We start from the raw sequence: 14,937 nt of genomic DNA, 5'->3' as shown, positions 1-14,937 counted from the left end.
GATCAACAACGTACGTTGTTGATCAGCGTATTCGAGCGAAGCTCGACGTAGCCGCGAAGCGGCCGAACCGAGTTCGGACCTGTGCCGAACTCGGCGGATTTGCGCTCTGAACAGAGCGTTTAGCAGGTTGCTGAGACTCGTTTCAGCAGCCTGTTTTTCGGCAGCCTGTTAGTCGTCATTGCTAGCCGGCCCGGAGCATTCCGGGCCGGCTTCACCTCAGTCAGCGGGAGGCGGCGGCGGTTGCAGGAACTCGCGTAGCTTGGCCTTGCCCTGCTCGCCCCAGCGCTCGTAGGCCCACTTGCCGCCCAGCGCCAGCAGGCCGGCGATAACAGCGAGTTTGATGGCTCGCGCCCAGGCCGAGATCACCGCGATACCCATGCCGAGGACCACCCACTGCACCCACCAGTGGCCGGGTGAGGTCATCCAGTTGATGAAGAAACAGATGCCGATCACGAAAACGGCGGTGAACGGCAGGGTGATGGCTTCGTGAACAGTACGCATCGGGTTCATGCTGACTGCCTCATCAGGGGCTTGTGGCCTATGACGCGCTGATCACGCTGGCTGTGACCGCCGGCAGGCCGCCGTAGTTTGGGCGCGCTCCGGCCGCCCATGACCTTGGCCAGTTTCCTCGCCTTGCCGAGTCCTGCTAGGGTCGCCGGTTCAGATCAACGACCGAGGCCGCCATGGTTCGCACGACGATTTCCCTCGCCCTGTTGCTCGGCACTGCCAGCTTCACTGCTGCGGCACAGACCGACAGCCCGAGCAAGCTGCTGCGCTTTGCCGATATTCATCAGGACCGCGTGGTGTTCAGCTATGCCGGCGACCTGTATACCGCGCCGCTGGCCGGCGGCACGGCGTTCCGTCTGACTTCGCACGAAGGGCAGGAGCTGTATCCAAAGTTCAGTCCGGATGGTCGCCAGATCGCCTTCTCCGCCGAGTACAACGGCACCCGCCAGGTATTCGTGATGCCGGCCGCGGGCGGCGAGCCGACCCAGCTGACCTGGTACAACGATGTCGGCGTGATGCCGCCGCGCGGTGGCACGGATAACCGGGTGATGGATTGGAGTCCGGACGGCCAGTGCATCCTGGTGCGGATGAATCGCACGCCCTGGGGTGAGCGCAATGGTCGACCCTATTGCGTGCCAGCCGCTGGCGGCCTGGAGCGCCCGCTGCCGATGCCCGAGTCGGGCGGGGCCAGCTACAGCCCGGATGGACAGTCGCTGGCGTTCACTCCGATCGACCGCGAATTCCGCACCTGGAAACGCTATCGCGGCGGTCGTGCTCAGGATGTCTGGACCTACGATCTGGCCGCGAATACTTCGAAGCAGCTGACCGACCATATCGGTACCGACCAGCAGCCGATGTGGATCGGTGATCAGGTCTACTTCGTGTCCGATCGTGAGCTCGGCACCTTGAACCTGTATCGCGTACCGGCGAGCGGCGGTGACGCCAGCCAGCTCACTGCGTTCAGCGATTTTGATGTGCTTTGGCCCAGCGCCGGCCCGGGCGGCATCGTGTTCGAGAAGGGCGGATCACTGTGGCACTTCGATCCGGCCGATGGGCAAAGCCGGGAGATTCCGATCCGGATCGCCGCCGACTTGCCGGAAACCCAGCCACGCTGGGTCGATGGTCGCGATTTCATCGATTCCTTCAGCCTCGCTCCGGGTGCCGAGCGAGTCGCTATCGCCGCCCGCGGTGAGCTGTTCACTGTGCCGGTGAAACAGGGCGCGACCCGCAATGTGGCGCATAGCGCTGACGCCCGTGAGCACAGCGTGCGCTGGTCGCCGGATGGTCGCTGGCTGGCCTACTACTCCGATCAGAGCGGTGAATACGAGCTCTACGTGCGGCGTCAGGACGGCGGTGGCCAGCCGCGCCAGCTGACCCAGGGCGGCGATATCTGGCGCCTCAATCCGGTCTGGTCGCCGGACAGCAGCCGCATCGCCATTTCCGATCGGCTACATCGGCTCAGCGTGGTCGAGGTCAGCACCGGAACCTCGGTGCAAGTCGATGTTGGGCAGTACGGCAGCCCGGATGACTACGTGTTCTCGCCGGATAGCCGCTGGCTGGCCTATGCCAAGGTCAACAAGAGCAACAACAGTTCAATCTGGTTGTATTCGATCGCCGATGGCAAGACCTACCAGCTCACCGGTGACGAAAGTCGCGAACGCAACCCGGTGTTCGATCCCAAGGGGCGCTGGCTGTACTTTCTGTCCGATCGCGACTACAACCTGACCTTCAGCGCCTTCGAATTCAACTTCCTCTACACCAATGCAACCCGCGTTTACGCCGCCAGTCTGCAGGCCGACGGCGAGCCGTTCTACCGCAACCTGAGCGACGAAGCGGGTGCTGGCGGCAAGACCGAGGGCGGCGCAGGTAAATCGGACAAGGCCCCGCTGCGGATCGATCTGCCGGGGTTCGCGTCGCGCGTTCAGGCCTTGAAGCTGCCGCCCGGCAACTACGCCGGGCTCGCCGCCGGACAGGACGGTGCCTACGTGGCAGCGGTCAGCAATGGCGGCAATGGTGGTGGCGCCGAACTGAAGTATCTCGGCCGTGATGCCGATGAAGCGACCAGCTATGGGCAGATCACCGGCTATGAACTGTCGGCCGACGGCAAGCAGATTCTGCTACGGCGCGGCAAGGATTTCGCCCTGATCGACGCCAAGCCAGGGCAGGATTTCGACAAGCACAAACTCGATCTTTCCGAGCTGAAACTGCGTGTTGAGCCGCGTCGCGAGTGGCAGCAATTGTATGTGGATGCCTGGCGCATCCTGCGCGACGTGTTCTACGACGAAGGCATGCATGGGCAGAACTGGCTGGCGATTCGCGACAAGTATCAAGGCCTGATCCCGCATCTGGGCAGTCGTGCCGACCTCGACTATGTGCTGTCGGAGATCGCCGGTGAGGCCAATGCCGGGCATGTCTATGTCGAGAGTGGCGACCAGCCGCGGGTGAAGCGAGTGGCCAGCGGCCTGCTTGGCGCAGAGCTGCAGCCCGACGACAGCGGCCATGTGCGCGTCGGGCGGATCTTTGGCGGCGAGAACTGGGACCAGAGCCGTCGTTCGCCGCTGACCGAGCCCGGCGTTTCGGTCAAGGAGGGTGAGCTGATCCTCGCCATTGATGGTGTGTCGACCCGCGGCGTGGCCAATGTCTACCAGCTGCTCGAAGGCAAGGCCGACCAAGTGGTGGAACTGCGTGTTGCAGGTTCGCCGAGTGCAGACTCGCGGGTCGAGCGGGTCAAGCCGATCGCCTCAGAGGGCAATCTGCGCTATCTCGACTGGGTGGAGAGCCGTCGCCGCATGGTCGAACAGGCCTCAGGCGGTCGGATTGGCTACATTCATCTGCCGAACACCGCGGTCGATGGAAGCCGCGAGATGTTCCGTGGCCTGCTGGCCTATGCCTCGCGCGATGCGCTGATCCTCGATGATCGCTACAACGGCGGCGGATTCATTCCCGACCGCATGATCGAGCTACTGGCACGCAGCCCGCTTAACTACTGGAAGTCGAAGGGGCTGGAGCCCTACGCCACGCCGCTGCTTTCTCATCTCGGCCCGAAGGCGATGCTGATCAACGGCCAGTCCAGTTCCGGTGGCGACGCCTTGCCTTACTACTTCCGCCGGCTCGGCCTGGGCAAGCTGTTCGGCACGCGCACCTGGGGCGGCTTGATTGGCATCCAGGGCAGCAACCCGCGTCTGGCCGACGGCGGCACCATTCTCGCCGCCACCTTCCGTTTCCTCGATACCGAGGGACGCTGGGACGTCGAAGACACCGGTGTTGCCCCCGATGTGGAAGTGATCGACCGGCCGGAAGCCTATGCCAATGACCGCGATCCCACTCTGGAGGCGGCAGTGGCGCATCTGCTGCGCGAGTTGGAGAGCAACCCACCGAAACGACCGCAAACCCCGCCGGCGCCGACTACATTCCCACGCGAATAGTTGAGGTCGCGAGAAGTAGGATCGGCGACCTTCCCCAGCTCTCGCGCGCCAGCGAGAAGGGCTACAACTCGTTGTGGTTCCGGGCCTCTGTTCGGTGCCGAGCAGAAACGCGGCAGGGCATGAGCAGGAAATCTCGCTGGCCAAATTCGCCAGCCCCCCGCTACGCTTCAGGCGCCCGGCGGGGCTGGCGCGGTATGCTTGCCGCTTTGATTCCTGCCCCGGCTGATGCACTGCTACGTCTACAAGAGCCTTCGGCGCGCCGAGACCTATGTCTATCTGGCTGAGCGCGATGCTTTCCACAAGTTGCCGGCCGCCCTGCGCGAGCCGCTGGGGCGGCTGCAGTTCGTGCTTGAGATCGAGCTGACAGCGCAGCGCAAGCTGGCGCGGGAAAATCCCGAGGTGGTGCGTGGCAATCTGCTCACCCACGGAGTGCACGTGCAGTTCCCGCCGAAGGACAGCATCACCGAGCTACTGGCCACGCCCGATGCTGGAGACTGAGCGCGTGCCGGCCACCGGCGCCTGGCCCTGGGTGCTATGGCTGCTAGGGGCGGTGCTGGGTACGGTGGGTTATCGACTGGTCGAGCCTTACTGGTTGTTCGGCGTGGTGTTGGGCATGGCCACTCAGCTGGCCGGTGCTGGCTTGGCTCTGCAGCATCTGCCCGAGTCCACGATCGGCCAGACCGTGCTGCGACGCTTTCCGGTCGGTCTGATCTGGGTCTCCCTGCTGGTCGCCGCCCTGGTTGGTCTGAGCGCCTGGCCGCTGCTGCAACTGCGCGAACATGGCTTGCCGGCCGTTCTGGGTCTGAGTCTGGCCTTGGGCCTGGGCTGGCTCTCACTATGGCGGATCTGGCCCTTGCTGGCCTTGGCCTATATCGACCGGCCCCGGCGTCGCGGCCCGTGGCAGCTGCTGGCGCACTGCTGGAGTGAGTCGCGGCGGCTGGTTCGCGCCGATCCCTCGTCGGCGCGCGGTCTGCTGGCCGCCCTGGTGGCGTTGAGCCTGCTGGTCGGTGGCTTGGCCCTGGGCTTGATCGGTCATTGGCCACTGCCTTGGCGTATGACCCTGATCGGTGCCTGGTGGTGGTTGATCGCGCCGTTCCTGAGTTTCGTCCTGGTGGCCCTGGTCGAGCCGGCGCGGTTGTCGGCCAGCGAGACGCCGCTGCCAGCTCCGCCCGGCAGTCAGCCGGCACGGGCCAATCCGGCTAGCAAGCCGCGCGAAGAGCCGGTCACACCGACCTACCTGCCGGTGCTGCTGCCAGGCGATCCATCGGCGCGACTGATGGCGGCGGCCCGTCTGGGGCGAGTGGATGATGCTCTGGCTGCGCTGGATGCCGGCGCCGATCCCAAGCTGCTGCCGGCGGCCGAGGATCGCGATCAGCGCAGTCTGGTGATGCTGGCCGCGGTATTGCCTGACACACGTCTGCTGCGTCGTTTGATTGCCGGCGGTGCCGAGCTGAATCGACGGCATGCGGGGCTTACCCCGCTGCTGGTGACGACCCGCGACAGTTTGCGCGGACGGCCCGACGCGGTCATGACCTTGCTGGCCAATGGCGCCGACCCGCGGGCCAGCGATAACGAGGGGCGCACCGCCCTGCACTTCGCGGCCTTGATCAGTGAGCCTGATGTCGCCGCCTTGCTGATCGATGCCGGTGCCGAGGTCGATGCCTTGAACCGTGATGGCTATTCGCCGCTGGGCGTGGCCTGCGCCAGCGGCAATTGGCGCCTGGCGCGCTTCCTGCTGGAACGCAAGGCCAAGCCCGAGCCCGCCGGTGGACAGCCCGCCCTGCTGGCCGCCGCCGCGGGTGATGATGATATCGGTGGTGTGCAGCTACTGCTGAAGTTCAAGGCCAAGGTCGATGCGCAGGGTCGCCTCGGGCGCACCGCCCTGTTAAGCGCGGCCTTGGCCGGCAACAGGGAAATCGCCGAGCTGTTGCTGGCGGCCGGCGCCGATCCCGACCTTGCCGATGATCATCAGGTCACCCCGCTGCTGGAAGCGGCCCGGGCCGGTGCCAATGGGGTGATCTCCGCGTTGACCAAGGCCTCACCCAAGGTCGATGTTCAGGATCCACACGGCCGCAATGCGCTGCTGCTGGCCTGTCAATCACCGAGGGCCAACGCCGACACCGTGGCGTCCCTGCTGGCCCTGGGCGTCGATCCTGCGCAGCCGGCTGGCGATGGCCGACACGCCCTCCAATGCGCGATCGATCTCGGGCGCTGGCCGCTGGTCAAGGTGCTTGATCCAAGCTGTCAGCTACCCAGCTGTCTTGGTACCGAAGCCGATCTGGAAGTGCTGCAACAGGCGGTGGAACACGATGTTCGCCCGTGGCCGGTGCGGCTCGATGAGGCGCTCGCCGAGCAGGATTTGTGGCGCGTCGATGCAGTGCTGCGCGCCTCGCAGATCGATCCTAACGAGTTGTTTGACTTTGTGCTGCGTCAGGGCGAGCAGCTGGGGCAGCAGGCCCTGGATCGATTGATCGGTGCCTTGCCCGCAGAATTTCTGCAGGCAGTGCCCGACCCGGCGATGCGCACCCTGCGCCCGTTGCAGGCTGGGCTGCTACACGCGCTGGCACGGCGCGGAGTCAGTTGGGGCGGTTTTCCGCTGGCGCGAGTATTGCAGTCACTGCGCAAGCTGGATGCCGAGTGGCAGCGCTGGGCGATTCAGCGCGTCGAGGCGGGCGCCGAAATCTTCGCCCCCTGGCAAGGCAGCACGGCCCTGCATCAGTCGCTGCGGCTGGGCAGCGCGGCGCTGACCGAGCGCCTGCTGCGCTGTGGCGTCGATCCGAATGCCGCCGATGCCAATGGCGACACCGCTCTGCATCTGGCGGCGCGCTATGGCGATGCGCACGGCTGCGCGCTGCTGCTGCGCTACGGTGCGCAGATCGAACTCAGCAACGCCGAAGGCTGCTCGCCGTATGGGCTGAGTCTGCGGCATGCGCAGGCGGATGTGTACGACTGGCTGGATTGGCGCGGCTGGCAGCTGCCCGGTCGACCGCTGCGGGAGGCCGATCTGGTGGAAGCTGCGCGACTCGGCGACGCCCATGCAGTGGAGCGCCTGCTGATGCTCGGTCTGTCGGTCGATGGTCGCGACGCCCAGGGGGCCAGCGCCCTGTTGCGCGCTGCCGGTGGCGGCCACCTCGATTGTGTGCGCTGCCTGATTCGTCAACGCGCTGATCTGCAGGTGACCGCGCCCAGTGGTGCCAGCCCGTTGACCGCCGCAATCAGCATGCGTCACCGGGCCGTCGTGGAAGTGCTGCTCGACGCCGGTGTCGATCTCAATCAGGCTCTGCCGGGTGGCGTGACGCCGCTGATGGTGGCAGCGGCGCTGGGCTTGCCGGAAATGCTGGTGATGCTGATCGACCGTGGTGCCGATGCACGACGCACCGACGAGAACGGCAATACTGCCCTGCATGCCCTGGCCCAGTTCGGCTGCGCCGCGCGCGATCGCACGCGGCTGATGGCGTGCTGGAACGCCTTGCTAAGCTGTGCCGCTGAGCTGGCCGATCAGCCTGGCGGCAATGGCCTGTCGCCGTTGCTGTTGCTGCTCGGCGCCCGTGCCGAAGCCGGTCACCCCTTGGACGAAGAATGTCTGGGTGCGCAGCTGGAGATCCTGCTGCGCCACAAGCCCGACCTCGAGCGCCGCGATCAGCGCGGCTTTGCCGCCCTGCATCTATGCGCCCTGCATGGTTTGATGCAGCCGCTGCGCCAATTGTTGGCCGCCGGCGCCGATCGTCAGGCTCGCGACCAGCTCAATCGGCGGGCGCACGAGATCGCCGTGCTGCGCGGTTTTGTCGATATTGCGGCTGAACTCGACGAGACCACAGCGCCATCGATGGCGCGCTTGCTGCGCAAGACGGATTCGTAGGGCGGCCCCTGGCCGCACACATGGCGTGCGCGAGATCTTCGGCAGTACGCACGTCAGGCTCCGGCCCTTCCCCATCGGTAACCCTATCGTGGCAAGGTAGCGACTCGCCGAGCGCGGCTTGCGGTCGGTGATTCACCGCATCTATTGCTGCTATCGAAAGAATCGCTTGGATCGATGGCTGTTGCGGGGACTACAGTGGCAGGACACGTCGAATCCACGTCGCCAAAGGAGAGAGCCATGTCGAACGAATCGAAATGCCCGTTCTCGGGAGCGCACACCCAGGCCGTGCGCGGTCAGGGCCCCAGCAACGCTGACTGGTGGCCGGAGCAACTTAACCTGAAGATTCTCCATCAGCATTCCTCGAAATCGAACCCGATGGGCGAGGCATTCGACTACACCGAAGAGTTCAAGAAGCTCAACCTCGATGCGGTGATCAAGGATCTCACCGCCCTGATGACCGATTCGCAAGACTGGTGGCCGGCCGACTACGGTCACTACGGCCCGTTCTTCATTCGCATGGCCTGGCATGCTGCGGGTACCTATCGCATTGGTGACGGTCGCGGCGGTGCTGGTAACGGTGCGCAGCGCTTTGCGCCGGAGAACAGCTGGCCGGACAATGGCAATCTCGACAAGGCCCGCCGTCTGCTGTGGCCGATCAAGCAGAAGTATGGTCGGGCGCTGTCCTGGGCCGACCTGTTCATCCTCACCGGCAACGTCGCCCTGGAGTCGATGGGCTTCAAAACATTTGGTTTCGGCGGCGGCCGTGCCGATATCTGGGAAGCGGAAGACGATATCTACTGGGGCCCGGAGGGCGAGTGGCTGGCCGATCAGCGCTACAGCGGCGATCGCGACTTGCAGAACCCGCTGGCCGCGGTGCAGATGGGCCTGATCTACGTCAATCCCGAAGGCCCGAACGGCAATCCCGATCCGCTGGCTTCGGCGCGTGATATCCGCGAGACCTTCGCCCGGATGGCAATGAACGACGAGGAAACCGTGGCGCTCACCGCCGGCGGCCACACCTTTGGCAAGGCGCACGGCGCCGGTGATCCCAAGCATGTGGGGCGTGAGCCCGAGGGGGCCGACATTGAACAGCAAGGCCTTGGCTGGAAGAACAGTTTTGGCTCAGGCAAGGGCGGCGATACCATCACCAGTGGTATCGAAGGCGCTTGGACGCCGACCCCGATTCAATGGGACAACAGTTACTTCGACACCCTGTTCGGCTACGAGTGGGAACTGACCAAGAGTCCGGCTGGGGCGAATCAGTGGAAGCCCAAGGGCAGCAGCGGTGATGGCACGGTGCCCGACGCTCATGATCCCAGCAAGCGGCATGCGCCGATGATGACCACGGCAGACATGGCGATGCGCATGGATCCGGCCTACGAGAAGATCTCGCGTCGATTCAAGGATGATCCAAAAGCATTCGCCGACGCTTTCGCTCGCGCCTGGTTCAAGCTCACCCATCGCGACATGGGCCCGAAGGCACGCTACCTCGGCAAGCTGGTGCCGACAGAAGAGCTGATCTGGCAGGATCCGGTGCCGGCGGTCGATCACGATCTGGTCGATTCCAAGGACATTGCTGATCTGAAGGCGAAACTGCTGGCCAGCGGCCTGTCGATTGCGCAGCTGGTGCGTACGGCCTGGGCCTCGGCCTCGACCTTCCGCGGCAGTGACAAGCGCGGCGGGGCCAACGGCGCGCGCATTCGCCTCGCCCCGCAGAAGGACTGGATCGCCAATTCGCCGGCCGAGTTGGGCAAAGTCCTGGCTAAGCTCGAGGCGGTGCAGAAGGCTTTCAACGATTCGGCCAGCGGCAACAAGCGCATCTCTCTCGCCGATACCATCGTGCTGGGCGGCTGTGCTGCAGTGGAAGCGGCGGCCAAGAAAGCGGGCGTTTCGATCACGGTGCCGTTCAGCCCAGGCCGCACCGACGCCTCGGCGGAACAAACCGATGCCGACGCGTTTGCACCGCTGGAGCCGCGCGCCGACGGTTTCCGCAACTTCGTGGTCAATGATTACGCCGATCACGCCGCCGAGCTGCTGATCGACAAGGCCCAGCTGCTCACCCTTACTGCCCCCGAGATGACCGTGCTGGTCGGCGGCCTGCGCGTGCTGAACGCCAATACCGAAGAGGCCAAGCACGGCGTATTCACTGATCGTCCCGAAGTGCTGAGCAATGACTTCTTCGTCAACCTGCTCGACATGAGCACCGAGTGGCAGCGCTCCAAGGCAGACAAGAACGTGCTCGAAGGCCGCGACCGCAAGAGCGGCGCCGTCAAGTGGACCGGCACCGTGGTCGACCTGGTGTTCGGCTCCAGCTCACAGCTGCGTGCCCTGGCCGAGGTCTATGCCCAGTCCGACTCGAAAGAGAAGTTCGTCAACGACTTCGTCGCCGCCTGGAACAAGGTGATGAACCTCGATCGGTTCGATCTGAACACATGATCAATGGTTTGCTTTAACGCCCGACTACGTTGACTCGACAAGGCCTGGGGAACCCCGGGCCTTTTTCTGGCGTGACTTGAGTACCTGTCTTACCTGTTGCGCCATGTTCATGGCACCCTGAACTTGACCAAGAATGGCGCGGCGCTATGGATCTGACAGCCATCACCCAATTCGCTGGCGGCATCGGCCTGTTCCTGCTCGGCATGCGGCTGATGAGCGACGGGCTGAAGTTTGCCGCTGGGCCGGCGCTGCGGCAGATGCTGGCGCGGGCTACCGGCAGTCTGTGGCGGGCCGTTGGCTCCGGTGTGCTGATCACCGCCCTGGTGCAGAGCTCCAGCGCCGTGGTGTTCGCCACCATCGGTTTCGTCAATGCTGGTCTGCTCAGCCTGGGTCAGGCAATCGGCGTGGTGTTCGGCGCCAATGTCGGCACCACGTTCACCTCCTGGATCGTCGCCCTGGTCGGCTTCGATATCAAGCTGCAAGCGTTTGCCCTACCGGCGGTGGCCCTGGGCATGGGGCTGTGGATTGCCAGCAAGGGGCGGCGCGCGGCCCTCGGTCAGGCGCTGGTCGGTTTTGGCGTGTTCTTTCTCGGCCTTGATGTGTTGAAAGGGGCCTTTGCCGACATTGATCAGAGCTGGGCACTGGGCGCCTCCGAACAGGGCGTTTGGCTGTCGCGTCTGCTGTTTGCCCTGGCCGGCGTGTTCCTCACCGTGCTGATGCAAAGCTCCAGCGCTGCTCTGGCGGTGACTCTGACCGCCGCTGCACAAGGCCTGCTGCCTTTGTCGGCCGCCGCAGCGATGGTCATCGGCGCCAATCTTGGCACCACCTCGACGGCGATCTTCGCCAGCATCGGCGCCACTGCGGCCGCTCGGCGCACCGCAGCGGCGCACGTGGCGTTCAATCTGTGTGGTGGCAGCTTGGCCTTCCTCATCCTGCCCTGGCTGCTGCAGCTGTCACTGTGGCTGGCATTGCCAGCGGGGGGCGATCAGCATCCGGCCACCGTACTGGCCTTGCTGCACACCCTGATCAATGTGCTGGGTCTGCTGGCCATCTGGCCTTTAACAGCAGGTTTGGTGGCATGGCTGGAGCGCCACTTTGCTGGCAGGATCGACAGTCAGGCGGATATCGTGCGCCATCTCGATCGCAACGTGCTGCGCACACCGGCCTTGGCGGTAGATGCCGTGCTGAGTGAGCTGGCGCGATTGGGCAACAACGCGTTGGCGATGTCGCGGGCGGTGCTCAGTCAGGAGCCTGGCAGTGAGATCGACCTGGGCAATGAGCACTCGCGATTGGAGCGTGTGGCCAGCGCCATCATGGACTTCATCCCCAGCATTGAAACCGGCGGCGTGGAACGCATCGAGCACAGTCTGCCGCGCGCCCTGCGCATCGCCCAATATCTGCGCGCTGCCGGCGAGCGTGCGGTCGAGTTGTCGCATCAAGCACCGCTGGCCGAGGCCGATCCAGCGGTGGCCGAGCGCCTGGCGTCGGTGCATCTCTCGGCTGCCGGCGCCCTGGACCGGGTGGCGGCCGCCTTCTCTCAGGGGGGCCATGAGTCCTCATCCGAACGCCTGCAGCAGCAGCTCGACGAGTTTGAGTCGGCCTACCAGGGCGCCAAGGCTGAGTTGTTGCGCTTGGGCAGCCGCGGTCAGCTCGGCAGTGCCGGTCTGGTGCGCATACTCGATCGACTCAGCGGTCTTCGGCGCATTGTCGAACAGCTGGGCAAAGGCGCCGGGCTGTACGTCGATATAGAGCGCCAGCGGGTGCTGCCGCTGAACTGACTCGCGCCCTGGATTCGCGCCGGCCGTCAATCTGCGCAATGATGAGCGAGTTGCCCAGGCGTGTCGCCGGGCTACTGCATCGGCAGGCATGACCCAGCATGAAACAGGCAGCCAACGCGCGCTTTCGCGATGAGTATCGGCAGAAGGAGATTCCACGGCGCTACTGTGCGCCTTGTCATCTGCTGTTCACTTTCGCTGGCGGGCTGCTGGCAATTGTGCTGATGCTTTGGCAACTGCAGCAGGTTCAACCGCTGGAATGGCTGGTGGTGCCGGCGGCCTTGCTGTACGCCAATCTTGCCGAGTACTTTGGACATCGGTTTCCGATGCATCGACCGTTTCCCGGCCTCGGTCTGATCTACAAGCGACATGCCGGTCAGCATCATCGCTTCTTTACCCATCAACACATGCCGTTCGATCAGCTGCGCGATCTGTGCGCGGTGCTGTTTCCGCCCCTGCTGGTGACCTTCTTCTTCGGCGGTTTTGGTGTGCCGCTGTGGTTTGTCCTGGCCTGGCTGGTATCGGACAACGTCGCCTGGCTGGCTCTGGCATCGGGTGTTCTGTACTACCTCAACTACGAGGTGTTTCACCTGGCCTACCACCTGCCGGAACGGCACTGGCTGGCGCGGGTCGGGTTGATTCGTCGACTGCGCTGGTTGCACGCCCATCATCACGATCCGGCAGCGATGACCCGGGTCAACTTCAATATCAGCTATCCGCTCGGCGACTGGTTGTTCGGTACCTTGGAACGATCACCTGCTGCTACAGCAGCGCTGGCAGCCGTACCGGAGTCGCGCGCGCCCTGACTGCCCTCGCTGTCCAGCGGGCGCTCGGCGTCGGCGGCGAACAGCCGCGCCAGTTCACTGCGCGCTTCCTTGGACGATTGGATCAGGGCCGCTTCATCGTCGTACAGCAGGTGCTGTTCGCGCAGCAGCTCCTCATCGTGCTGGATAAAGCGATCGACCCGTCGTTGCGCGTCGGCATCGTCGGCGCCGACTGCCTGCAAGGTATGCCGGGCCAGCTCTATTGATGAGTAGAAGGTTTCGCGAATGACCTGATCAACGCCCAGGTCCATCAGCCGGAATGCGTGCTGCCGGTTGCGTGCCCGGGCCAGGATCTTCAGGTGCGGAAACAGCCGCTTGATCACCCGCACCGTGCGCAGATTGGCTTCCGGGTCGTCGGTGGTTACCACGATGACTTCCGCTCGCTCGGCATGGGCTGCGCGCAGAAGATCCGGCCGCGCAGGATCGCCGTAGTAGATCTTGCTGCCGAAACGGCGTGAGAAGTCGACCTGCTCGGCACTGTTCTCCAGCGCGGTATAGGCAATCTTCGAGGCAGTCAGCATGCGGCCAACGATTTGCCCCATGCGGCCGAAGCCGGCAATGATCACCCGCGGGTGTTCGTGATCGATGGTGTCGGCGGCCCGAGTCGGCGCCGGTTTCGGTTGGCTGGCGATCAGGCGATCGATCAACAGCAGCAGCGGTGGGGTGGCTGCCATCGACAGACCGACGATCACCACCAGCTTGTCGCGCATCACTGCATCGAGTAGGCCGGCCTTGAATGCCTCGGCAAACACTACGAAGGCGAACTCGCCGCCCATCGACAACACGGCGCCAAGTCGCAGGGCGCCGGCCGAATCAAGCCCACTGCCGCGGCCCAGGGCAAACAGCAGCAGGAACTTTATCAGCAGTAAGGCGGCAACCCCCAGCGCGATCAGAATCGGTTCGCGCGCCACCACATTGAGATCGATCGACATGCCGACGGCAATAAAGAACAGACCGAGCAACAGACCCTTGAATGGATCGATATGCGATTCCAGCTCGTGGCGAAACTCGGAATCGGCCAGCAGCAGGCCGGCCAGAAAGGCACCCAACCCCATGCTAAGGCCGGCCGAGTGCATCAGCCAGGCGGTGCCCACCACCACCAGCAGGGTGCTGGCGGAGAACACTTCGACCGAACCGTTCCTGGCCACGGCGCGAAACAGATGGCGCAACAGCCAGCGGCCGACCAGGATCACCGCGGCAATCGCCAGCACCGCATTGGCAATCAGGTTGCCGACCGACTGTTCGGCAGCGCCGGCCTTGACCACGCCGAGCAGGGGTACCGCCGCCAGCAACGGGATCGCCGCAATGTCCTGGAACAGCAGGATGGCGAAGGCCAGCCGCCCGTAGTGAGCGGGCAGCTCCTTGCGTTCGGCCAGCAGCTGCAGGCCGACGGCGGTCGAAGACAGGGCCAGCCCCAGGGCAACGATGAGGCCGGCCTTCCAGCCCAGCGGCAGCCAGACGAGCAGCAGGCCCAACAACAGGGCACTGCCCAGCACCTGCAGGCTGCCGACGCCAAACACCTGGCGGCGCATCACCCACAGCCGCGCCGGCGACAGCTCCAGCCCGATGATGAACAGCAGCATCACCACACCGAATTCCGACGCCGCCAGCACCGCGCTCGGGTCCGGCACCAGGCCCAGCAGATGTGGCCCGATCACCACGCCGGCCGCCAGATAGCCAAGCACCGCCCCCAGGCCCAGGGCGCGGAACAGTGGCACCGCCAGCACGGCTGCAATCAGAAACACCAAGGCGATATCGAGAAAGCCGTGGCCACTCATCGGCGCCGTTCCCAGGTTGAGGTCAGCCCCAATTATGCCTATCGCGGGTGGACGACCCTAGAAAGCCTTGTTGATCACTTAGCCCGGATATTTCATAAGGTCGCGCCGAAAGACACCGCCAGCCCAGGCACAGCAACGTTCTCGAACAACTCTCGCTGGATGACAACGTGCTCGCGGTCTTTCGCCGCTGGCACGGCCCTCATTCGGCCGCTGCGCGGCTACGCAGGGCATTCGCCCTGAGGTCCTTTGCACCGATTGCCGCGTTGTTCGGCTGCTACGCAGCAACGGCTACTTCGTAGCCTGCGCCTTCGCTACGCTCGGTCGGCTGCTACG

The 14,937-nt window shown here is 64.6% G+C and carries 8 protein-coding genes; 6 read left to right on the top strand and 2 right to left on the bottom strand.

The window, feature by feature from the left end; translation table 11 throughout:
* Positions 1 to 216: 216 nt before the first annotated feature.
* Positions 217 to 501 carry a 2TM domain-containing protein gene (locus tag IFO71_RS08670; protein ID WP_192029235.1) on the bottom strand — a complete coding sequence of 95 codons (285 nt, stop codon included), beginning with the start codon at positions 499 to 501 and terminating at the stop codon, positions 217 to 219.
* A gap of 182 nt (positions 502 to 683) precedes the next feature.
* Between IFO71_RS08670 and IFO71_RS08665 the strand changes: the two genes are divergently transcribed.
* The 6 genes from IFO71_RS08665 (at position 684) to IFO71_RS08640 (ending at position 12,808) form a co-directional block, all read left to right on the top strand.
* Positions 684 to 3,932, top strand: coding sequence for a S41 family peptidase (locus IFO71_RS08665; RefSeq protein WP_192029233.1), 3,249 nt, complete (start codon positions 684 to 686; stop codon positions 3,930 to 3,932).
* 225 nt (positions 3,933 to 4,157) lie between these two features.
* Entirely contained in the window at positions 4,158 to 4,430 is a 273-nt protein-coding gene (locus IFO71_RS08660; RefSeq protein ID WP_192029231.1) for a YcgL domain-containing protein, read from the top strand.
* Positions 4,417 to 7,791: an ankyrin repeat domain-containing protein gene (locus tag IFO71_RS08655; protein WP_192029229.1), complete on the top strand. Its 3,375-nt coding sequence runs from the start codon at positions 4,417 to 4,419 to the stop codon at positions 7,789 to 7,791. Before IFO71_RS08660 ends, IFO71_RS08655 begins: the two co-directional genes overlap by 14 nt.
* 237 nt (positions 7,792 to 8,028) lie before the next feature.
* A complete protein-coding gene (gene katG, locus IFO71_RS08650; protein ID WP_192029227.1) occupies positions 8,029 to 10,227 on the top strand; it encodes a catalase/peroxidase HPI in 2,199 nt (732 codons plus the stop codon).
* 146 nt (positions 10,228 to 10,373) lie between these two features.
* On the top strand, positions 10,374 to 12,005 hold the full coding sequence (locus tag IFO71_RS08645; RefSeq protein ID WP_192029224.1) for a Na/Pi cotransporter family protein: 1,632 nt from the start codon (positions 10,374 to 10,376) through the stop codon (positions 12,003 to 12,005).
* 98 nt (positions 12,006 to 12,103) lie between these two features.
* Entirely contained in the window at positions 12,104 to 12,808 is a 705-nt protein-coding gene (locus tag IFO71_RS08640) for a sterol desaturase family protein (RefSeq protein ID WP_192029222.1), read from the top strand.
* Here IFO71_RS08640 and IFO71_RS08635 read toward each other — a convergent pair.
* Positions 12,715 to 14,604: a monovalent cation:proton antiporter-2 (CPA2) family protein gene (locus tag IFO71_RS08635; protein WP_192029220.1), complete on the bottom strand. Its 1,890-nt coding sequence runs from the start codon at positions 14,602 to 14,604 to the stop codon at positions 12,715 to 12,717. The genes IFO71_RS08640 and IFO71_RS08635 overlap by 94 nt on opposite strands.
* Positions 14,605 to 14,937 lie beyond the last annotated feature (333 nt).

Source organism: Pseudomarimonas arenosa (assembly GCF_014841215.1).
Lineage (GTDB): Bacteria > Pseudomonadota > Gammaproteobacteria > Xanthomonadales > Xanthomonadaceae > Pseudomarimonas > Pseudomarimonas arenosa.
Note: the sequence above shows the minus strand (reverse complement) of the source record. Positions and strands in the feature narration are given on the sequence as shown.